Raw genomic sequence first — 20,639 nt, 5'->3', positions numbered from 1 at the left:
TCAGCCGCGCTCGGTATCCGGTACCAGGTCCGCGGCTCGGCGTCGCCTGCCGGGGAGAGTGGGGGTCAGGACAATTCCGTCCGGTAGGCGGCCCGGCGTACCGCCCAGTACATGAATGCGGAACTCACCGCGAACCAGCCGACACCCACACCCAGTTCAATGAGGAGTTCCCCACCGTCCCACGCCTGGCCGGAAAGCCGGCCGACGACCGATTTCATGATGTGGGTGAGAGGGACGATCTCACTCAACGGCTGCAGAAAGGCCGGAAGCCGGTCGTGGGCGATGAGCGTTCCGGAGAGCACCATCAGCACGAGTTCGGCCGCGTTGGGACCGACGAAGAGATCCTCGATCACCAGTGCCAGGCCGGACAGAGCCAGGCCCAGACCGGCCGTTGTCACCACCCCCAGGGCAAGCAGTCCGAGGAAGGGAAGCATCCCGATGGGCAGCGTGCCGTAGAGCAGGCAGCACACCAGATAGGTGCACAGACCGCCGACGACACCGTCCGCGAGGTGCGGCAGCGCACGCTCGCAGGCGGAGGCGAGCTTGCCCTGGGGTGAAGCCAGCCAGATCCCGAGGGTGCCGAAGGAGCGCTCGTTGCCGACGGACAACGCCATCCCGTAGATCACGGCGCCCGCGCCGGCGAGCAGGCTCGCACCGATCAGCATCCGCCCGATCGCGGCGCCGTAGTAGGACGAGAGCGAGGTGAACGCGATCGCCATACCGATCGGGCGCACGATGCGGGAGCTGAGATAGCCCAGGGGATTGAGCCAGGTGAAGAGCGCCTTGTAGGACAGCAGCGCACCACGGAGCATGGTCGCCATCGGTCACACCTCCAGCGGAAGGGCTTGCCGGCGGGCGATGAGCTCCACGCGCCGCACCAACAGCACGACCAGGGCCCCGTAGACGGCCGTGAGCGCGAGCGCCGCGGCGACGGCGCTCCCCGGACCACCGCGCACCCAGCTCATGACATGGGACTGCGGCAGCAGGTAGGCCACTTTCTGCACCGGCCCGGGCAGCGCCGATTGCGGCACGATCAGGGCGGACAGGGCCATCACCAGACCGGTCAGGCCATTGGTCATGCCGGACGAGTAGGGGAAGCGGAGCACCGCCACGGCGAGCAGGCCCACGACGGCCGCCGTGGCCAGGGCCAGCAGCACACCGCCGAGGACCCAGCGGCCCCAGGCGAAACCGGAGTCGATCCCCCACAGCAGAGCCAGGATGACAAAGGTGCCGGGCAGCGCCGTCAGGGACTGGACGGCGATCCCGGTCAGCCGGCCGAGGACCACCGGCACCAGACCGCCCGGACTGCCCAGGGCGGCGTACAGCGTCTTCCACTGCTTTTCGCCCATCAGACTGAAAACGACGAGCACGATGATGGAATCCAGCATGCCGATGCCTGCCGACCCTACGGCCATGTCACTGGTGGTGTCGCTCGACCCCTTGCCACGTGCCATGTTGCTGTGCACGACAAAGGCGAATACGCAGGGCATGGCCAGTGTGGAGAAGATCGCCATCGGACTGGACGCATGCATGCGCAATTGGTCCGTGGTCGCGCGCATGAAGGTGTTCACGAAGTGGTCACCATTTCCAGGAACACTTCCTCCAGCGTGGGCGGCGTGACCGCCACGCTCACCGTCATTCCCGGGAAAGTGGTCAGGATCCACTGCACGGCGGCAGCGCCGTCCGTCGCCCGCAGCGTCACGGTGGCACCGTCTCGCTGCTCCCCGAGCAGGCCCGGGCAGGTGCTCACCGCGTCCGGCACCTCGGCGCCGGCGAACACCACGTGGACGGTGTGCCCGAGCCGTTCCGCGGCGGCCAGCCGCAGCTCGGAGGCGGTGGATTCGGTGTGGATCCGGCCATCCTTCATGAGTACGATCCGGTCGCTGAGTTCCTCGGCCTCACGCATGTCGTGCGTGGTCAGCAGGATGCTGCGGCCCTCCTCGGAGAGACGGGCCACCAGCGCGCGCATCGACGCGGCCGATTGTGGGTCCAGACCGGCCGACGGCTCGTCCAGGATCAGCACCGACGGGTCGTGCAGCAACGAGCGTGCCAGGTGGAGGCGTTGCTTCATGCCGCGGGAGAACGACCCGACCAGATCCTTGGCCCGGTGCTCCAGATCGACCGCGGCCAGCAGTTCCTCGGCCTTGCGGTCCAGCGCCGCTCCGCGCAGCCCGTACATCAGGCCGAAGAACGTCAGGTTCTGGCGTGCCGTCAGCCGTGGATACAGACCGGTGTCCCCGCCAAGGCTGAAGCCGCAGGCGAGCGCCGCCCGCCTGCGGTCGCGGACCACGTCATGCCCGTCGAGCAGGATGGATCCGGAGGTCGGCAGCAGCAGACCGGTCAGCATCCGGACCGTGGTGGTCTTGCCCGCACCGTTCGGCCCGAGCACCGACACCAACTCGCCGGGGCGTACCGTCAGGCTGACGTCGTCGACCGCTTTGCGCACCGTCCCGTCCCGGGAGGTGAATTCACGGCACAGATTGTCTACTTCGAGTCCTCGTCCGGCAGACACGATCAGACCTCACTCTTCGAAGGCAGCCTGGACAGGTCCATCGCGAGCTCGGCTCCACCGACGGAGAAGGGACCTGGGTAGTACGAGACGGTCTCCCCGACCGCGTCGACAGCGGCGAGGAAGTCGGCGGCCTCGCCCTCCACCGAAAGCGGCAGGTACGCACCGGTGGGAACTCCGTCCACGGCGCGCACGACCAGCAGCCGGAAGGCGAGCTGGCCGCCGGAGCGGTGCTCCTCGACTCCCAGAGTGCGCACGTCGACCACGACACAGCGCTCCCCCGCGTACGGGTCCCCGGCCGGACCTCCGGGTTCCAGGCGGACATTGGTGGCGGTGAGCTGCGGATGGCTCTTCAGCCGGTCCCAGGAGGCGTGACCCGTCAGCCACTCGGCCCCGTCACCGCCCGCCGATCTCAGCCGGGTGGCCGTGGCCTGCTGAACACCGTCCCGCGTCACCAGTTCCATGGCGCCGGTGGGAGTGCCCTCGCAGTCGAAAGCACGGGCCGACCAGCCCTCGACGGCCCGCCCGTCGTCCACCACGGCCGAGCACAGCGGGCGCCGGCCGGTCATCGGGTTGAGGAACAACGTGCTCACGACAGCACGCAACAGCTGCGCGGCGGCCGAGGGTGTGAACACCACGTCGTCGCCGTCGAAGACCTCCGATGCTGGACAGAACCCGGCCGAAGCCAGCGCCAGTTCACGGCCGAGCGCGGTCGCGTCGATACGGTCCAGGGACGTGGCGTATCGCGACAGCGAGGCGACCGCGGTGCCCTCGGTGTTCGACACCACGGCCTGCACCTCGACACCGCGGCAGCCGCTCTCGCCCCGTGCACCACCGGACAGGGCGTACACCGATTCGCTCAGCACCTCCGAGAGGTGCACCGTACGGACGGTGTGTCCGGGGCCGGCTCCCGCTGCGAGCCGCTCGAGCAACGGCGCCGGATCGGCGGCCAGCGATTCCAGGTCGATGCGCTCGGCCGTGTTCCGCCAGCTGCCGTCGACGGCGGCCGCCTCGTGCAGGGCGCGTGTGACCACCGGCGGCCGGGCGCTGCCGAGCGGCAGCGAGCCACGGCCGGTCTCCAGCAGAGCGGCACCGTCCCCGGCTGTCAGCTCGGGTGCGTTCAGGTACAGCTCGCGCCCCTCGCCGGACAGGCGCACATAGCCGCCGATCCGCCCCTGCTGGATCGCGATCCGCTTGTTGCCCGATTCGTCAACGGTCAGCCGCCGATGGGCGGTGCGGCTGAGGTGGGTGAGGGACTGCTCCCCCGGACGCAGGCAACGCTCGACGGCGTCCGCGACGGCCAGAGCCTCTCCGGTCCGGCTCTCCAACTGCTTCATGCGGCGCTCCAGTCGAGAGCCGCGTAACGCATCGAGGGAGAGTAGATCCCGATTCCCACCATCTGTCCTTGCTTGCCGCAGGTGATGTTGTCCCCGCCGAAGTCCGACCCGATGCCTTCGAGCCGGGCGAGGGTGTCGAGCGCATCCCCCACCAGGCTCACGTCGCGCGCGGGCACCCGGTCACCTGCCGGGGTGATGTAGGAGCAGTTGAGCGCCGCGAACGAGAACTCGCCGGTGCTCAGGTTGATCATTCCGGCGCCCAGGCAGCCGACGTACAACACTCCGCCGTCCTGGGTGTCCAGCAGCCCGGCCGGATCGTCGGGACCGGGCAAAGCCACGGTGTTGCTCGCCCGCGGGATGGCCGGCTCGCGGAAGTCCCTCCGACGACCGTTGGCGGTGGGGCGGTGGCCATTGCGCCGGACGACGCGCACGGAGGTGAGCGGGGAGCCGATCTCCCCGTTCTCCAGGAGGGTGGTGACAGCTGCCCGGCGGCCCTCGTCGTCGATCTGGTACGACCCGTAGCCGTGGGCAACCGTCGGGTCGTCGCGCAGGCTGAGGGCGGCCGGCACGGCGCCGGGCTTGCGCAGTCCGGTGATGTAGGCGCTGGTGAGCGCGAAGTTGTCGCCCTCGAGCGCGTGGCCCACGAGCTCGTGCAGGAACCCGGCGGCCGCCGACGGCCCGAACACCACCGGAGTGCGGTGCTTGCCGCTCACCGATGCCGCGGCGGAGCCCCGCGCGTGCTCCAGTGCCACGCGACTGATCTGCTGCCCGCCGGGGTGGGGCCGGCTGTCGTCCGCATCCCTTTGGAACCATCGGTTGAGACCGCGATAACGGCGGCCGTCCACGGTGACGGTGGCCTCGACACGCTGGCGCACCACCCGGGAGAGAGCGGTCTCGCGGACGCCTTCGGTGTCCACGACGGCGATGGCCCGCTCGGTGAAGTCCTCCCTGGTGCGGATCGAGTGGGGGACGCCCTCCGCCGGTACGAGCCATTCCGGCGCGGGCATCGGGGTGAAGCCGTGGGCGTCGGCCGTCCGCTGCCACGGGAGAGGGGTGGGGGAGTCCGGCGAGCGGCCGGCCGCGCCGGCCCAGCCGGCCAGGTCGCCCAGCCGCGTCGGAGGCAGCGCGCGGTAGCGCCAGCTGCCGCCCCGGCGGACGAGACACCCCAGTCCGTCCCGGGGCTCGACGCAGGTCGCCAGCACCTCGCCGTCGATACTCTCCACCTTGACCTCCAGCGAGGACTCGGCGAAGACCTGGACGTAGTCGGCCGCGCTCTTGAGTTCGCCCACGGCCCACTCGGCGAGTTCCAGGAGCTGCTCGCCGCGCGTGGCAGTTGGTTCCGCTTGGTTCATCGTGTGCTCCCCGGCACCCGTCAGACCGTGCTGAGCAGCGAGAACGGCTCTGTACCGACAAGGCCCTTCTTCTGAAGCGCGGCGAGCACGGCCTCGACGCGAGCGCGTGTCAGCGTCTTGAGGGCGGGCACGCCCTCGGCGAGCCGCTCCACACCGGCCACGATCCCATCCACCGAACGGCCGTCGCACAGGGCCCAGACGAAGGCCACCGGCTCCTTCAGCAGCAGCTGGCGCTGGAGCTCCCAGTGGAGCAGTACGCCCCCGTCGGCGGTCAGCACATTGAAGGCGGTGTTGCGGTACAGACCGGAAGCGGCCGCGGCAGGCGGCCACGAGGGCCAGTTGCCGAGCGGCACGCCGGCGGCGCCCAGCAGCTGGCTGACCGCGATGCAGGTCTGGGTGAAGAGCACCAGGGACTCGGCCTCGGCCGCGCCGCCCTCGACCCAGGCGCCCCGCTGGTAGCGGGTGAACTCGTCCATGGGGAAGCCGTCCACGCCGATGCGGGTGAGCTGCTTGTAGACCCACTTGTTGCTGAAGTAGAGATCGCCGGAGGCGGCGGCGACGGCCTTGCCCGCGTAGGCGACCAGGTTCTGGCCGACGAACGCGGCGGTGTCCAGATCGCCGGAGGCGGCGGCACCGAGGAAGTCTTCCAAGTGCCCGTTGATGGCAATGGCGGAATGGTTGACGGCGGTCCGCCGGATGGCCGCGATCGAGTCGGTGACACGCCGCTGGAGCCGGGAGAGGGCCTCCGAACCCACCACGGTTTCGGAGGTGTTGAGGCGGAAGACGAAGTCCAGCTTGCTCGGCAGCTTGTGCAGGGCGGTGAGGTTGTCCCGGCGCAGCTCGAACGCTATGAGCTCCTCGACCAGGGCCTCGACCTCGTCCAGCGCGTACCGTTCGACGTCGACACGGTGCCCGTCGACGCTGTACTGGGTGACGTCCTCGCCGACCGGTACGCCGGGCTTCAGGATGACGAACAGATCCGCGTCGCTGGTGGGGTTGCCCAGGCCGGCCGTGAGACTTCCGGCAATGTAGACAGAGTCGATGGCTGTCCCGGAATCCGCCACCAACGCACGGCCGAGTTTACGGGCCGCCTCCATCTTCTCCTCGACTGCGGAGAGTCCCATTTTCCGGTCGGTCCTTTCTCTGACGTGACGGGAGCCGGAACAGCTCCCGTCACGAACATCATCAGATGTTGGCCACGTTGGCGACGTTGGCGACGTTGGCCACGTTGGCCACGTTGGCCACGTTGGCGATGTTGCCGACGTTGGCGATGTTGCCGACGTTGGCCACATTGGCCACGTTGGCGACGTTCTCCTCAGCGGAGTCGAACTCGACGATGTCCTCGTCGATCTCGATGACGTCCACGTTCTCCATTTCGCACCTCCTTACAAGGAATCGACGCCCACGATCGGGCGAAACTCTGGAGCCTACGGTGGCAGGCCCCGATCGGCCCCCGCCGCATGACTGAACACATGGCGAACACCGAAACCTGTAGCGGTACGGGATATCCGTACGGCGCCGCCGGATGGAACGGCACACGACAGTTACCCATGGTGTGAACTCAAGAGAGAAGAAGCGCAGCACAGGAATACACCTCGCGCCCGCGAAACACCCCCCGTTGGGCTTTACCAGCCCTGGCAGTTCACAGAGCCGATCCCCAGAGTCCCTCCCCCATCATTCTCCGGGGAGGTGGCAACACTCTGTCGATTCGGATTTTGCCGTGAAGCAAGATCAAAGTAACTTTGGGCCGCCAGGGTGTCAAGGGCGATTCAAGGACGCCCCATCCTGCGCACCTTTGTCTGCTTCAGGGCGGGCGAAACCGGCCAAATAGCCGCCGCAGGCCACAAGTGCGCTGGGGGCATTTCTGCAAGAGTTCGACGCGCCTCTCAAACGGAATCGGAACAACCGCATCCGGATTCAGCGACGTGCAACTTTCCATCGACGTGACGGAATCGGACGAGACGGAATCGGACGAGACGCCCGTACCTGCGCCCTCATCCTCCGCAGTGGGACCAGGCGGATCAAGTCGTCATCGAGCTCTTGAGTTCGCGCGGGGTGAATTCACCGGCCAACTGGACCATCCACCTGGAACTGTCACGCTGTGCCTGCCTCGCGCCGGAACAGATCGACGGCCGGCCGGGTCGCCGTCCGCCCCCAGGGCCCTGCTCGTCCTGACGTGCGATCACAGCGGAGCAGCGGCCCGCCGGCCGGCCCCGTGCCCGCCCGGCTCAGTCGGACTTCGCGGCCGGCTTCAGCGACAGAACGTTCTGATCGGGGGTATCGGCGGGGCAGGAAGCATCGGCTGGTGTGCAGCGGGCGCGCAACCGGCGGGCCAGTTCCACGCATCCGACGACCACCAGGGCGAGCGCGAAGGCCAACAGCAGCCCCTTGACGGGTTCGTGGCCGAAGCTCGCTCCGCCGATGTATCCGATGGCGGTGCTGGTCACGGCCCACAGGATCGCGCCGGAGGCGTCGAGCAGGAGGAAGCGGCGGAAGGGGAAGCGCAGGCTCCCGGTGGACATGCTGGAGGCCACGCGGCCGCCGGGCAGGAAGCGGGCGGCGATCACCAGAGTCGACGCGTGCCGGTGGAGCATGGTCTGACCCCACTCGTAGCGCTTCCGGCCCTTCTCGCCGCGGATGAGGTGCTCCACGGCCCGTGGTCCGAACCGGCGCCCGATCCCGTAGCTGAGGCAGTCGCCCCACAGCGCGCCGGCCGCCGCGACAACGGCGAGGAGGGCCAGTTGGGGCACGGATCCGCCGAACAGCACTGCCACCGTGACGACGGTCGTCTCGCTCGGCATGAACGGCAGCAGGGCGTCGAGGCCCGCCACCAGGAAGACGATCAGCCACAGCCACGGCGAGTCCATCTTGGCCTGCAGCACCCCAACCAGTTGGTCGAACAACTCAAGCATGGGCCGGTAGCTCCGAGCCCGAAACGGCCTTCTGGGCCTCGGCGGCCAGCGAGCGCCGGTCACCACCGGACAGCGCACGGTGTGTGGTGATGCGTGCGGACAGTCCCCTGGCACCGGCGACCCGGCGCAGGGAAGTGCCGAACCCCTCGTCGCCGAGGAAGGCCGCGACCGTGCTGGGGGCACCGTGCTGGAAGTAGTCGATCGTCACCGGCCGGACCGGGGCACCCGCGTCCACCGCCGCCTGGAAGGTGGCGCGCCGGAAGGTGCCGCCCGGAACGGAGCACCAGGTGGTCGCCTGGGGGAACACCACAACGGTCTGCCCGGAGCGCAGCGTCAGCGCCAGTTCCTCGACCGCGGAGGGCAGTTCACGCATCCCGTTGCGGTCGATGAAGCGCGTGCCGATGCGGCGGGCCAGCACTCCTATGACAGGCCACGTGCCGACCTCGCGCTTGGCGAGCAGGGTCATGGGCTCGACCGCGAGCAGAGTGATCACGTCCAGCCAGGAGATGTGGTTGGCCACGATCAGGGTCCCGGTCGGCCCGGGCAGCGCCAACGGCTCGCGGAGCTCTTCCAGATCCAACCGGACCCCGAGAGCGGTGAGAACGGCCCTGGCCTCGTTGCGCAGGGTCGACGGGGCGGCCAGTCGGTCCCCCATCGCCACGCCCCGTATCAGCGTGCGGGCGAGGGACGCATAACGGCCGGCCGCCTCGGACACCGGCACACCAGGCACTGTGTTCTTCACGCAGGCCGGTGTGCAGACGGTGTCCACCGCCCACGGGCTCACTGCGTTTCCGCGAGGAAGTAGCGGCGGTAGCGGTCGTTCAGCCGCTCCATGTCCAGCAGGACGAAGAAGTCGGCGACGTTGAACTCCGGGTCGTGAGCCGGCGCTCCGCACATCCAGGCACCCAGCCGCAGGTAGCCGCGGAGCAGTGGAGGCAGCGTGGCGTAGCTCGGCCGGGCCTCGTTCAGGCTCTGCGGCATCCACGGCCGGCGCGGGTGGGCCCGGTATTCGGCGGGAGCGGCGTGCTTGGTGGTGCCGAGCAGCCATGCGCTGGCGGCGGCCTGGCCGCCGTCGTCCAGCGGGACGGAGGCGCAGCCGGCCAGGTAGCGGTGGCCGGAGAGCAGCACGTACCGCGCCATGCCGGCCCACATCAGGTTGATGACGGCGCCGCTTCGGTGGTCGGGGTGGACGCAGGAGCGGCCGACCTCGATCATCGAGGAGCGCACCCCGGACAGGCCGTGCAGATTGAACTCGCTGTCGGAGTAGGACCATTCGGTGCGCCCCGGCGGCAGAAGCCGATAGGTGCCGACGACTTCGCCCGTCGTGGTGTCGGTGACTATCAGGTGGTCGACCAGGTCGTCGTAGTCGTCCACGTCGTGGCCGCTCAGCGGTGTGTCGAGATGGGCGCCCATCTCCTCGGCGAAGACGTGGAAACGCAGTCGCTGGGCAGCCCGTATCTGCTCCTTCGTGTCAGCGATGGAGGTGACGTAGTTGCTGCTGACCGTTGTCGTAGTTGTCGAGAGCATGGGTTGCCGTTCTCCGTTCGGTGGGCGTGCTGCGTCGGCCTGACAGCGCCGTGTGAGCGCTTGCTCTGGAGAGGCGTTGATTCCTCACTGAAGACCGTAGGAGCGGTCTCGCGGCGGGAGAAGTGCACAAAAGGAAGCACCGGGCCCTGACTTTCGTCAGGGCCGCGGGGCCCCTTCCGTCACCCTTCGCGCAGCTCGAGCGTGCAGCACTTGACGCTGCCGCCGGCTTTGAGGAGTTCGGTCAGATCAACTCCGATCGGTTCGAAGCCGCGCTCCCGAAGGCCGGCCATGAGCCCCGTCGCGGACTCCGGCAGCAGCACATGGCGACCGTCGCAGAAGGCGTTGAGCCCAAAGACTTCCGCGTCCTTTGCGGTCGCGAGGAGCGCGTCGGGGTACAGCTCCCGCAGCACGGCCCGGCTGCCCGGCGAGAACGCCTCGGGGTAGTACATGACTTCGTCGTCGCCCAGCACGGCGAGCGCGGTGTCGAGGTGATAGAAACGCGGGTCGACCAGCGTCAGCCCGGTGACCGGCACGCCGAAGAACTCCTGGGCCTCGGCGTGCGAGCGGGGATCGGTCCGGAAGCCCGTACCCGCCAGGAGTCTGCGGCCGACGAGAAGGTAGTCGCCTTCGCCCTCGTTGATGTACTCGGGCCAGTGCGTGTCGGTGAAGCCGTTCTCGCGCAGCCAGGAGAGATACAGCGGCCCCTCGGCCGTCCGCTCCTCGTGGCGGAAGCGGGCACCGAGCACCCGCCCGTCCACGACGGTGGCGCCATTGGCCGCGAAGACCATGTCGGGTAGCCCTCCCACCGGCTGGACGACCTCCACGGTGTGGCCCAGGTCCCGGTAGAGGTTGCGCAGTTGCTCCCACTGGGCGAGGGCGAGACCGCCGTCGACCGGCTTCTCCGGCTCCATCCACGGATTGATGGAGTAGGTGACGTCGAAGTGGCTGGGTGAGCACATCAGCAGTCGGCGCGGCACCGCGGTACGGGGGCCGGGGACCTTGGCGGGGCTGGACTGGGCGGTGGTGCCGGATTCGGGCATATCGTTTCCTTCTCGGTTTCCTGGGATTCGGAGTATCGGCGCGCGCCGGTGAACAGCGAGCGATTCGGGGTGGAAGCTCAGACGTCCGGCTCGGTCTCCGCCGGTTGTCGGGCAGGCAGCGGACGCGGCGACGGGTGCCGGTGGTCAGGGAAGGGATCCGGCCCTCGACGGCTGATCGGAACATTCAGGACCGGCGCAAAGACCCTGACCCCGCCCCGGTCGGTTCCTGCCGCGAGGCTACGGACCGGGCCGGGCGACTTCACTGTGCGAAGGGAAGTTCCTCCCCTGACTTTCGTCAGGGGTACAGACGCCGGGTCTTCGGAGAACTGGGCCATACCGACTCGCCCGGTCGCACCTCGACTCACGGTGAAGCACATCGAGGAGCCGGCCTGCCCGCGCATCGAGAGACGACCGCGGAGATGAAATGGCTCACGTTTCGCTGCAGTTACTTCTATCCTGAATCCGATATTGAAACTATCATCGCGTACAGACCTATCAGGAAATGAGAATCATGTATCGAACCATGATGAAGTCCAAGATTCATCGGGCGACCGTAACTCAGGCGGATCTGCACTATGTCGGGTCACTCACCATCGATGCCGGCTTGATGGAATCCGCCAACCTGCTCCCCGGAGAGCGGGTCGACATCGTCGACATCGACAATGGCGCGCGCCTTTCCACCTACGTCATCGAAGGTCCCCGGAATTCGGGGATCATAGGGATCAATGGCGCGGCAGCCAGGCTGATCAGCCCCGGCGACCTTGTCATCATCATCGCCTACGCGATGGTGGCGGACGAGGACGCGGCAAAGCTGGAGCCACGGGTCGTCTTCGTGGACCAGGAGAACAACGTGGTCAACCTGGGCACGGACCCCGCCGATGTGCCGGAGGGTTCCGAACTGCGGCGCGGGGACGTGATCAGCGGATAGTGCGGCGTACGGCAGCGGCCGGAACCTTTCGTCTCCGGCCGCTGCCGACGGCGGCGTCATACGGAGCTTTGCACGCCGGTCTCGTGGGGGATCGCACGTCCGGACCGCTGCACGAGGCGCAGCGCCTCCAGCAGAGCGCGGTTCACGGTGTCCGGATCCTCCAGGTAGCCGATGTGTCCGCAGCCGTCGATGACCTGGAACGTGGAGTCCGGGATGGCGGCAGCAACCTCCCTGCCCGCGGGAGGCGGGGCCAGGACGTCGTCGGAGAAGGCGATGATGTGGCTGGGGGCCCGGATGTTTCTGTAGGCGGCGAGTCGGTCCGGCATGGGGTAGAGCCCGCGCTGCGCGCGCACCGCCGAGTCGGCCGACGTGGAGAGTTCGAACACCTCCAGCCAATCCGTGGTCCGCAGGTCGTCCGTGAGGCTCTGCCGCGACAGTTGCTGGAGCACCTGCATCACCGCGCGATAGCGCGGGGGCAACTCGATGCCGAGTTCGTCCAGTTCGCGTTCGGCGTGGGTCAGCGCCATGCTCATGGCGTCACTGCGGCCCCGCGCCGCCATGAGGACGAGCCTGCTCACCAGTTCGGGACGGGCGAGCGCCAGCTCCGCGGCGATACGCGCCCCCAAGGAGGTGCCGGCGACCGCACACGGTCCGATACCGAGGTGCTCGATGAGCGCGGCCACATCCGCCACCATGTCGTCGACGGTGAATTCCGGCGGGCTGTTGTCGGTCGAAGACACACCCCGGTTGTCGAAGGTGATGACCCGGTGTCCTGCTGCGACCAGCGCGGGGACCTGATGCAGGTGCCAAGCTCTTCCGCTGCCGCCGGTGCCCATGATGAGAACCACGGGTACGCCGCTCCCGGCATCCTGGTAGTTCAACCTGAATCCGTCGCGGACGATTACGGGCATGAGAACTCCTCGATTGGCGCACAGGCGGGTCGGGCGGACGGGGAAGTCTCCTGCGGTCCGGTGGCGATTCCGGATGACGGGCAAGCGACGTCAATCCCGAGCCGGTCTGCGTACAGCGACAATCGCGCCTGGGTGAAAGGCTTCCACTTTCCGCGGGCAGTGTTATGTGATGTCAGCGTTCGAATCCTCATGGTGAAAGCGAAAGGACGAGCCATGATGTCTGGCGGTATAAACCGGTTCTCGCGAGAACTGGCGGACTGCGCCGAGGACGAGATCCTCACCATCGAGGCGGCCGCCGACGGCGGTCCCCGATGGCTCCGTGAGAACGCCGATGCGCTGCGGTCGGTCGCCCTGGAGCGGGGGGCGGTGCTGGTGCGAGGGCTGCACATCCGCAGCCACGCCGACGCCGCCGCGGCGAGCCAGGCGCTCACCTCGGAGCTGATGACCGAGGTGGAGGGGTTCGCCCCGCGCAAGGCGCTGACCGGCGGGGTGTACTCGTCCTCGGAATGGCCTCCGGACCAGCCCATGTGCATGCATCACGAGCTGACCAGCGCCCCGAGGTATCCGCAGTGGATGATCTTCTCCTGCCTGACGGCGAGCGCTTCTGGTGGATCCGTGTCCGTGGCCGACGCAGGGAAGGTCCTCGACTCCCTGCCGGCCGAGATCGTGGAGCCCTTCGAACGGGAGGGCTGGCAGCTCGTCCGCAACTACGACCAGCTGGTGGGGCTCTCCTCGGCCGACGCCTTCGGCACGGCCGACCCGGAGGCGGTGGAGCAGTACTGCCGTACTCATGGCATCGACTTCCAGCGGTCCCCGGGAGGCGGCCTGCAGACCCGTCAGACACTGCCCGCCGTCGTGAAGCACCCGCTGACCGGACGGCGGTGCTGGTTCAACCAGATCGCCTTCCTCAACGAATGGACGATGGACCCGGCGGTCCGAGAGTTCCTGGTCAGCGAGTTCGGCCCCGAAGGCCTGCCGTTCACGACGTTCCTCGGCGACGGAACGCCTCTGGACTCCTCCACCGTCGACGTCATCAACGAAACGTACGACAGGCACGCCATAGCGGTGCCCTTCCGCGACGGCGACCTGCTGCTGGTGGACAACATCGGCACCTCGCACAGCCGCGAGCCCTACAGCGGTGCGCGCGAGATCGTGGTGGCGCTGGGAGATCCGCTGCCGAGGCTGCGGGGGTAGCCGCCGCCAGGCCGGGCGGGGGGGCTCATCCCCCACCGTCCGTCCCGTGCGGCGCGGCAGCATGTTCATCGGTCCGGTCCGAAACTGAGCGTCCGGTAGGTCGTCACGTTTCCCGCCAGGGCGGAGCATGCCTGGACGGCCCGTACGATCTTGCGCGACCGGTCCGGATCGGCGTTGTCGATCAGGATGCCCAGTGACGTTCCGCTGTGCGCGGCGACGATGCCGAGGCCGCCGACGTCCTCACAGAACGCGATCATCCGCTCCAGCGTCCGCTTGGGGCGCAGCGCCTGATTCATCACCGCACTGCGCGTGGCGACGGCTCCCACCTCGCGGAGGTCGCCGTCTCGTACGGCGGCCGTCAAGCGGTCCAGAAGACGTGCGTACTCACGGTGTTCCGTGGCGGAGAACGGCTTGGGAATCCGGTTGAACTCGACCGTGTCGACAGTGCCCCCCTCGTCGATACCGACGACGGTCATGGGACGCAACGAGCCGAGCATCCGGCGCAGCCGGACCTGGCGGTGGTGGTATGCGACGATTCCGTCGTAGAGGACGCCGTCGGTCGGTTCGATCCGGCTGAGGTACGACTCGATACGCCGGGGCGGCATGGGGATGCCGAGGGCGTTGCCCGCTGCCCGCGCGGTGGCCACCAGGTCCGCGGAGGAACTGGCGAGGCCCTTGCCCTCGGGCAGGGCACTGTCCAGGGTGAGGAAGCCGCCCATGGGCACGGGCAGTTCCTCCGTGATCATCGACAGCAGGCGGGCCGCCTTGCGTTTGTGGTCCGGCACCACCCGCACCGACGTCGACTCCGGGTCGGTGCGGAAGGTCGCCACGGTCCAGCGCGCGATGGGCAACGTCACCAGGAAGTCGCCGTCGGGGCCCGGCAAGACACCTTGCAGCAGCTCACCGAAGGTGCCGAACGCAGTACTGACGCCGGTCATCCCCCGGTGGGGCAGTCCGGCGTACCGAAGGGCGGCCGGCATGGCAGACTCGTCCTTGAGAGCATTCCGGGATGGTGCCAACTCTGTTCCCCACTCGCATGAATTGGAACGTTCGCAGTAATCCCGAGCTCACGGATGTCCTGTAGGCGAATGCTGCGGGAAGCGCTGTCCTGAGCCAACGGTGCCAACGGACCGCGATCGGCGTCAACGAGCTGTATCCCTCTCGCAAACTGCCAGCTCACTCACGGCGTTGAGCACAGTTGCGGATGACGCGCGGGCGGTGTGGAGAGGTTCGATACTGTCGACCGGGTGATACGGCAGAGCGAGATCGAAGAGACAGGAACACCACAGAACGCACCCAGGCCGTTACCGCCGGCCAGGATGGCACCGCACGATGTGGCCCTGTGGGTGGTGCTCTCCGGGGCGGGGGCTTTGGGGTTCTGGTATGCGTCGGAGCCTTCGGTGGTCCTGGACCTGGGGCTGCCCGTCCTCGCGCTGGCGGCGGCCGTTCCAGGGAGCCGACGATGGCCGGGTGCCGCGGTGTTCGTCGTCAATGGACTCTGTGCGGTGGGTCTGGCCAACGAGTCGAACCCGGCCAACGCCTACGCCTTGGCGCTGGCCGTGATGACGTACCTGATGGGTGCCCGTGCGAAGGCGGGCTTCGTCCCGCTGCTGGTGCTCACCTCATGCCTCGTCGTCGACCTCGCTCTGTGCGCGGTACTCGGGGCGGGCCCGGTGTGGTGGTTCTACGCGGTCACCGTGCTGCCGCTGGCGCTGCTGGTGCCGTGGCTCGTCGGCCGCTACCAGCAGGCACGCCGGGCGCTGGTGTCGGGCGGCTGGCGGCTGGCCCAGAGCCTGGAAGAACAGCAGCGCTTCGTCGCCGAGCAGGCCAGGCTGCGCGAGCGGACGCGGATAGCGGCCGACATGCACGATTCCCTCGGGCATGTACTGAGCCTCATCGCGTTGCGGGCGGGCGCGCTGGAACTCTCGCCGGCCCTGAGCGAGCAGGACCGTGACGATGTGGCCGAGCTGCGCAAGGCCGTGTCCGAGGCCGTCGACCATCTGCGCGAGACCGTCACAGTGCTGCGTGACGGCACAGAGTCAGATCCCAAGGAATCGTCCGTCGAGTCCGTCGAGGAGCTCCTCGACCGGGCGAGCGCGTCCGGCATCGCGGTGGACCTCGTCCGGGTCGGCGGGAGCGCCGCCCTCTCCCCGCTCGTCGGACACGCCGTGTACCGAGTGGTTCAGGAATCGCTGACGAACGCCACCAAGCACGCCCCCGGCAGCGCCGTACACGTCCGGATCATCCACGAGGGCGGCCGTACCAAGGTCAGCGTGATCAACTCGGCTCCGCCCGCTGGCCCGCTACCGGGGCTGGTGCCCGGAAACCGCGGTCTGGCCGGGCTGCGGGAGCGGGTGACCGCGCTCGGCGGTGTACTGCAAGCCGGACCGTTCGAGGACGGGTTCAGGGTGACCGCCGCAATGCCCGACAGGGTGAGCGCCACACGCCCGGAGCTCGCCCCGCAGGCTCCGCCCTCGACCGGAGCCGAGTCGACGCGCCGGATGGGGGACGCGCGGCGCAAGGTCCGGCTGCGGTTCGCGGCGGCGTTCGTCGCGCCCGCCGCGCTCGCCCTCACGGTCCTGCCGGCCGCCGGATACCTCGCCTACCAGCTGGCGACGTGTGTGCTGTACCCGACGACCTATGCGACCCTCCACGTCGGCCAGGAGCGAGCGGAGTTCGCCCATCTCCTTCCGCTGCAGAGCTACCCCTACCCGTCCGACACCGCGCAGTCGGCGCCCCGGCCGCGCGGCACCCACTGCGACTTCTACCGGTCGAACGGCAACCTCCTGGACGAGGTGGACATGTACCGGCTCTGCTTCTCCGGTGACCGCCTGGTCGCCAAGGACGTCATCCCGGGCGGCCCGGGAGACTCCTGACGGCCAGGCGCCTGCTCAGGACGTCTGCGGCGAGACCGCTTTCAGCCTCGCCGCCAGCACTCCCCCGATGGTCGCGATGTGAGCGGGGACGGTCAGCAGCTGCTCATGTTCGGCGTGGACGGGGTGGTCCTCGATGGAACCGCTCACGTGGGGTGCCCACGAGCCCGCACCGACCCGGCCGGCGACCCGCTCCGGCACCTCGGTGGCGGTGAACAGCAGCATGTCACCCCGGAAGTGGCCCGGGCGGTGCACCGTCAGCAGTCGGCTGTTGTTGATCCACACGTCCTTCATAGCCAGCAGAGTGCGCTCGCCCACTGCCGCGAGCGGATGCTGGTTCTCCTCCAGGAAGAGCAGGTAGCGCGAGATCAACGCGTCCCGGTCGGTGTCGAGTTCCGCTGCTTCGAAGGAGAACCGGGAGGCGGTGAAGTTGTCGACGAGCAGCCGGTCCTCCAGTTCCCGCAGAGCCTGCTCCAGTGCTCCTTCCTCGGACGCCTCGTCGACCAGGTGCGGATAGGAGTCCACGAGAGCGAGCAGCTCCACCTCCTGGCCGCGGGCCTGCAGTTCCACAGCGAGCACGTGGCACAGGACGCCGCCGAAGGACCAGCCGAGGAGCCGGTAGGGGCCCTCCGGCTGGATCTCCAGGATCTGCCGGAGGTAGTCCGCGGCCATCTCGTCGACGCTGGCGGGCATCGCCCCGGGCTGACTGAGCGCCCTGGCCTGCAGGCCGTAGACGGGCATCTCAGGGTCCAGGTGGGTGAGCAGGCCCGCGTAGCACCAGGACATCCCGCCGCCGGGGTGCACGCAGAACAGCGGCCGGTCCTTGCCGGTGGTGCGCAACGGCAGCATGGGGGCGAAGGAGTCCCGCGTACCACTGCGCTCCACCTCCAGCGCGAGTCCGGCAGGGGTCGGCGCCTCGAACAGGGTCCGTACGCTCAGGTCGGCCTCCAGCCGCTCGCCGAGGAGCGCGACAGCCCTGGTGGCGAGGAACGAGTGGCCGCCCAGACGGAAGAAGTCGTCGTCAGGACCGACCTCTTCGACTCCCAGCACGTCGGCGAAGACCGCGCAGATCCGCTTCTCCACCTCGGTGGCGGCCGTGCGGGGAGCCGGCCTGTCCACCTCGATGGCCAGGAGCGCACGCCGGTCGAGCTTTCCGTTGCGGGTCAAAGGGAGCTCGTCCACCACGACGTACTCCACCGGGACCATGTACTCGGGCACGGTCCGCAGCAGGCGGGTGCGCAGCTCAGCCGCCAGGGGCGTGTGGTCCTTCGCCGGTGTGACGAACGCGACGAGTGAGGCGCCGTCGCGGACGAGGACGGCCGCCGCGGACACCGCGGGGTCGGTGCGCAGCGCCGCCGCGATCTCGCCGGGTTCGATGCGGAAGCCACGGAGCTTGACCTGGTCGTCGGCCCTGCCCAGGTGGTGCAACTGCCCGTCGGCGGTGCGGCGTACGAGATCGCCCGTCCGGTACATCCGCTCGCCCTTCCCCTCGAAGGGGCAGGCCACGAACCGTTCCGCCGTCATACCGGGGCGGCCCCGGTAGCCGCGCGCCAGCGCGGCACCCGAGATGTACAGCTCCCCCGGCATGCCGGGAGGCACGGGCCGCAGCCACGCATCCAGCACATGGGCGTGGACATTGGGCAGCGGAACGCCGATGGGGGGCGTGTCCGTCCACTCCGCCGGGTCGGCGGGAAGGGACGACGCCGTCACCACGTGCGTCTCGGTGGGCCCGTAGTGGTTGTGCAGGGCCGGACGCCGCGTCGCCGCACGGGAGAAGAAGCGCTGAACTGCCCCGCGGGTCACCAGTGCCTCACCGGCCTGGGCGACATGCCGCAGGGCGGGCAGTTCCTCGCCGGCTTCCAGGGCAGCGGAGCACACCGCGTCCAGAACCAGAGTGGGCGCGAACAGCTCGCCCACTCCGGCGTCGCGCAGCCAGGAGACCAGGCGGGCCGGGTCGCGGCGTACGTCCTCCGGGCAGACCGCGAGGGTCTTGCCGGACAGCAGAGCGGAGAGGATCTCCTGGGCGGAGACGTCGAAGCCGCTCGAGGTGAACTGGGCCGTGACGGTGTCCTCGTCCGCCGGGATCGCCTGGTGATGCCAGTCCAGAAGGTTCCGGATGGCGCCCAGGGTCATCTCGACCGCCTTCGGCTCACCGGTCGAGCCCGAGGTGTGCAGTACGTAGACCGGGTGACCGGGCAGCAACGGCCCGCCCCGGTCGGCGTCGGTCACGGGGGCCGGGGACGTGGCCGTGATCGCCGCCTCGTCGAGGACCAGCACGGGGCTCGCGAATCCGTCGGCCCCGTACCTGTCGGCCAGATCGCCGGTGGTCAGCACCACTGCGGGCCGGACGTCACGGAGGACGAACTGGATGCGCTCCTCGGGAAGTTGGGGATCGACGGGAAGATAGGCGGCGCCGGCCTTCAGGGTGGCGATGAGCCCGGCGACGAAGTCCACGCCGCGCGGCAGTGCCAGGGCGACGACGGCGTCCGGGCGCGCGCCGTGCTCCAGCAGTATCCTCGCCAGCCTGGTCGACCGGTCGTCGAGCTCGGCGTAGCTGAGCGTCCTGTCCCCGTGCACGACAGCCGGGGCGCCCCCGCGCCTGACGGCCTGCTTGGCGAAGAGCTCGGGCAGCCCGGCCGCCGGGGTGTCCAGGGGGGTGCTGTTCCAGGCGCTGATCGCGGACTGCTCGTCGGGGAGCATGAGGCTGACCGCACCTGCTGTGAGCTGCGGATCGCGCGTGACCTGCTCGAGCAGACCGGTCAGACGCTGTCCCAGTCGGCGTACGGTCGACTCGTCGAACCGGTCGGTGTCGTACTCCAGGACTCCGGCCAGCCCGTCCGGTTCGCCCTGCGCGGTGTGCAGTTCGGTGACCGACAGCAGCAGATCGAACTTGGCGGTGGCGGTGGCGCTCTCCTGCGCCCCGATGACCAGATCCCCACCAGTCGTGTGCGATGCGGTGTCGCCCAGGCCGCCCGTGTTGTTGAACGTGAGCATGACCTGGAAGAGGGGGTGGCGGGAGAGGGAGCGTTCGGGGTTGATGATGTCGACGAGGCGTTCGAAGGGGAGGTCCTGGTGGGCGTAGGCGCCCAGGTCGGTCTCCCGGACGCGAGCCAGGAGTTCGCGGAAGGTGGGGTTGCCGGACAGGTCGGTGCGCAGGACGAGGGTGTTGATGAACAGGCCGACGAGGTCGTCGACGGCGTCGTCACTGCGTCCGGCGATCGGCGTGCCGATCGGCACGTCCTCGCCCGCGCCGGACCGGGACAGGAGCAGCGCCAGGGCCGCCTGCAGCACCATGAACACCGTCGTGCCACTCTGCCGCGCGAGCTCCTGGGCCTTGGCGTGTACCTCGGCGGGGAAGCGGATCTCGTGCCGGTCGCCGGTGTGGGTCGGGACGCCGGGGCGGGGCCGGTCGGCGGGCAGGACGATCTCGTCTGGAAGGTCTGCCAGCTGTGTCTTCCAGTAGTCGATCTGCTGGGAGATCAGGCTGTCGGGGTCGTCCTCGGAGCTGAGGAGCTCACGCTGCCAGAGCGTGTAGTCGGCGTACTGCACCGGCAGCGCCGACCACTGCGGAACCTCCCCTGCCACCCGCGCCTGATAGGCAGCAGCCAGGTCGCCGATAAAGGGTCTCACGGACCATGCGTCGACGACGATGTGGTGGAACGAGAAGTGGATGACGTGCTGGTCGGGTGCGATCTGGAAGAGCGCGGCCCGGACCGGGATGTCGCCGGTCAGGTCGAACCCGTGGCGTGCGGCGGTGGCCAGGCGGGCGGGCAGCTCGTCCTCGGTGACGCTCTCCGTGTGCCACGGCACCTCGATCCCGGCATCCAGCACGACCTGGTAAGCGCCCTCGGCGTCCTCGGCGAAGACGGTACGCAGGCTCTCGTGCCGGTCGACGACATCGTTCAGCGCCGCGCGCAGCGCCTGAGGGTCGAGCTTGCCGGTCAGACGGAGGGCGAGCGGGATGTTGTACGTCGGGTTCGGGCCGTCCAGGCGGTGCAGGAACCACAACCGCTGCTGACCGAACGACAACGGCACCCGCTCAGGACGTACACCGGC

16 protein-coding genes and 1 pseudogene are annotated in these 20,639 nt (G+C 68.9%); 3 read left to right on the top strand and 14 right to left on the bottom strand.

From position 1 onward, the window contains the following. Positions 1-65: 65 nt before the first annotated feature. The 11 genes and pseudogenes from ACZ6ZQ_RS28440 to ddaH form a co-directional block, all read right to left on the bottom strand. Entirely contained in the window at positions 66-821 is a 756-nt protein-coding gene (locus ACZ6ZQ_RS28440) for an ABC transporter permease (RefSeq protein ID WP_469771357.1), read from the bottom strand. Positions 822-824: 3 nt separating this feature from the next. Next, positions 825-1,571, bottom strand: a complete 747-nt coding sequence (locus ACZ6ZQ_RS28435) for an ABC transporter permease (protein ID WP_469771356.1) — start codon at positions 1,569-1,571, stop codon at positions 825-827. Continuing rightward, positions 1,568-2,443, bottom strand: a pseudogene (locus tag ACZ6ZQ_RS28430) (ABC transporter ATP-binding protein); the annotation flags it as partial. The pseudogene ACZ6ZQ_RS28430 and the gene ACZ6ZQ_RS28435, both read right to left, overlap by 4 nt. Positions 2,444-2,514: 71 nt before the next feature. Further along, on the bottom strand, positions 2,515-3,846 hold the full coding sequence (locus ACZ6ZQ_RS28425) for a metallopeptidase TldD-related protein (RefSeq protein WP_469771355.1): 1,332 nt from the start codon (positions 3,844-3,846) through the stop codon (positions 2,515-2,517). Continuing rightward, a complete protein-coding gene (locus ACZ6ZQ_RS28420) occupies positions 3,843-5,198 on the bottom strand; it encodes a TldD/PmbA family protein (RefSeq protein ID WP_469771354.1) in 1,356 nt (451 codons plus the stop codon). The genes ACZ6ZQ_RS28425 and ACZ6ZQ_RS28420 overlap by 4 nt, the downstream gene beginning before the upstream one ends. Before the next feature lie 20 nt (positions 5,199-5,218). After that, entirely contained in the window at positions 5,219-6,322 is a 1,104-nt protein-coding gene (locus ACZ6ZQ_RS28415) for a PqqD family peptide modification chaperone (RefSeq protein WP_469771353.1), read from the bottom strand. A gap of 61 nt (positions 6,323-6,383) precedes the next feature. Beyond that, complete coding sequence (locus ACZ6ZQ_RS28410) at positions 6,384-6,572, bottom strand: hypothetical protein (protein ID WP_469771352.1); 189 nt, start codon at positions 6,570-6,572, stop codon at positions 6,384-6,386. Positions 6,573-7,426: 854 nt separating this feature from the next. Continuing rightward, on the bottom strand, positions 7,427-8,110 hold the full coding sequence (locus tag ACZ6ZQ_RS28405; RefSeq protein ID WP_469771351.1) for a DedA family protein: 684 nt from the start codon (positions 8,108-8,110) through the stop codon (positions 7,427-7,429). Continuing rightward, positions 8,103-8,852: a lysophospholipid acyltransferase family protein gene (locus tag ACZ6ZQ_RS28400; protein WP_469771350.1), complete on the bottom strand. Its 750-nt coding sequence runs from the start codon at positions 8,850-8,852 to the stop codon at positions 8,103-8,105. The genes ACZ6ZQ_RS28405 and ACZ6ZQ_RS28400 overlap by 8 nt, the downstream gene beginning before the upstream one ends. 38 nt (positions 8,853-8,890) lie before the next feature. Continuing rightward, positions 8,891-9,637, bottom strand: a complete 747-nt coding sequence (locus ACZ6ZQ_RS28395; RefSeq protein ID WP_469771349.1) for a GNAT family N-acetyltransferase — start codon at positions 9,635-9,637, stop codon at positions 8,891-8,893. Positions 9,638-9,816: 179 nt separating this feature from the next. Further along, a complete protein-coding gene (ddaH, locus tag ACZ6ZQ_RS28390) occupies positions 9,817-10,677 on the bottom strand; it encodes a dimethylargininase (RefSeq protein ID WP_469771348.1) in 861 nt (286 codons plus the stop codon). Positions 10,678-11,188: 511 nt separating this feature from the next. Here ddaH and panD point away from each other — a divergent pair. Beyond that, positions 11,189-11,605: an aspartate 1-decarboxylase gene (panD, locus tag ACZ6ZQ_RS28385; RefSeq protein WP_469771347.1), complete on the top strand. Its 417-nt coding sequence runs from the start codon at positions 11,189-11,191 to the stop codon at positions 11,603-11,605. A gap of 56 nt (positions 11,606-11,661) precedes the next feature. Here the strand turns inward: panD and ACZ6ZQ_RS28380 are convergent, their stop codons facing one another. Then, positions 11,662-12,516 carry an alpha/beta fold hydrolase gene (locus ACZ6ZQ_RS28380; RefSeq protein ID WP_469771346.1) on the bottom strand — a complete coding sequence of 285 codons (855 nt, stop codon included), beginning with the start codon at positions 12,514-12,516 and terminating at the stop codon, positions 11,662-11,664. 216 nt (positions 12,517-12,732) lie between these two features. Here ACZ6ZQ_RS28380 and ACZ6ZQ_RS28375 point away from each other — a divergent pair, with 216 nt between their 5' ends. Then, on the top strand, positions 12,733-13,710 hold the full coding sequence (locus ACZ6ZQ_RS28375; protein WP_469771345.1) for a TauD/TfdA family dioxygenase: 978 nt from the start codon (positions 12,733-12,735) through the stop codon (positions 13,708-13,710). A 65-nt stretch (positions 13,711-13,775) separates the two neighbouring features. Here ACZ6ZQ_RS28375 and ACZ6ZQ_RS28370 read toward each other — a convergent pair whose 3' ends face one another. Beyond that, complete coding sequence (locus ACZ6ZQ_RS28370) at positions 13,776-14,690, bottom strand: GHMP family kinase ATP-binding protein (RefSeq protein WP_469771344.1); 915 nt, start codon at positions 14,688-14,690, stop codon at positions 13,776-13,778. A 339-nt stretch (positions 14,691-15,029) separates the two neighbouring features. On the opposite strand from ACZ6ZQ_RS28370, the gene ACZ6ZQ_RS28365 reads away from it, so the two are divergent. Beyond that, the gene (locus tag ACZ6ZQ_RS28365; RefSeq protein ID WP_469771343.1) at positions 15,030-16,586 is read left to right on the top strand and encodes a sensor histidine kinase; all 1,557 of its coding nucleotides are present in this window, start codon (positions 15,030-15,032) and stop codon (positions 16,584-16,586) included. Positions 16,587-16,601: 15 nt separating this feature from the next. Here the strand turns inward: ACZ6ZQ_RS28365 and ACZ6ZQ_RS28360 are convergent. Then, positions 16,602-20,639 (bottom strand): non-ribosomal peptide synthetase (locus ACZ6ZQ_RS28360; RefSeq protein ID WP_469771342.1); only part of this gene is annotated, 4,038 nt, incomplete at its 5' end.

Source organism: Streptomyces sp. NPDC053673 (genome assembly GCF_055585225.1).
The sequence above is the reverse complement of the archived record's forward strand: the minus strand, read 5'-3'. Positions and strand labels throughout refer to the sequence as shown.

Coding starts and splice junctions, on each gene's coding strand:
- panD (WP_469771347.1), top strand. CDS start 11,189: ATGTATCGAACCATGATGAAGTCCAAGATTCATCGGGCGACCGTAACT.
- ACZ6ZQ_RS28395 (WP_469771349.1), bottom strand. CDS start 9,637: ATGCTCTCGACAACTACGACAACGGTCAGCAGCAACTACGTCACCTCC.
- ACZ6ZQ_RS28375 (WP_469771345.1), top strand. CDS start 12,733: ATGTCTGGCGGTATAAACCGGTTCTCGCGAGAACTGGCGGACTGCGCC.
- ACZ6ZQ_RS28370 (WP_469771344.1), bottom strand. CDS start 14,690: ATGCCGGCCGCCCTTCGGTACGCCGGACTGCCCCACCGGGGGATGACC.
- ACZ6ZQ_RS28380 (WP_469771346.1), bottom strand. CDS start 12,516: ATGCCCGTAATCGTCCGCGACGGATTCAGGTTGAACTACCAGGATGCC.
- ACZ6ZQ_RS28365 (WP_469771343.1), top strand. CDS start 15,030: ATGGCACCGCACGATGTGGCCCTGTGGGTGGTGCTCTCCGGGGCGGGG.
- ddaH (WP_469771348.1), bottom strand. CDS start 10,677: ATGCCCGAATCCGGCACCACCGCCCAGTCCAGCCCCGCCAAGGTCCCC.
- ACZ6ZQ_RS28405 (WP_469771351.1), bottom strand. CDS start 8,110: ATGCTTGAGTTGTTCGACCAACTGGTTGGGGTGCTGCAGGCCAAGATG.
- ACZ6ZQ_RS28440 (WP_469771357.1), bottom strand. CDS start 821: ATGGCGACCATGCTCCGTGGTGCGCTGCTGTCCTACAAGGCGCTCTTC.
- ACZ6ZQ_RS28410 (WP_469771352.1), bottom strand. CDS start 6,572: ATGGAGAACGTGGACGTCATCGAGATCGACGAGGACATCGTCGAGTTC.
- ACZ6ZQ_RS28420 (WP_469771354.1), bottom strand. CDS start 5,198: ATGAACCAAGCGGAACCAACTGCCACGCGCGGCGAGCAGCTCCTGGAA.
- ACZ6ZQ_RS28425 (WP_469771355.1), bottom strand. CDS start 3,846: ATGAAGCAGTTGGAGAGCCGGACCGGAGAGGCTCTGGCCGTCGCGGAC.
- ACZ6ZQ_RS28415 (WP_469771353.1), bottom strand. CDS start 6,322: ATGGGACTCTCCGCAGTCGAGGAGAAGATGGAGGCGGCCCGTAAACTC.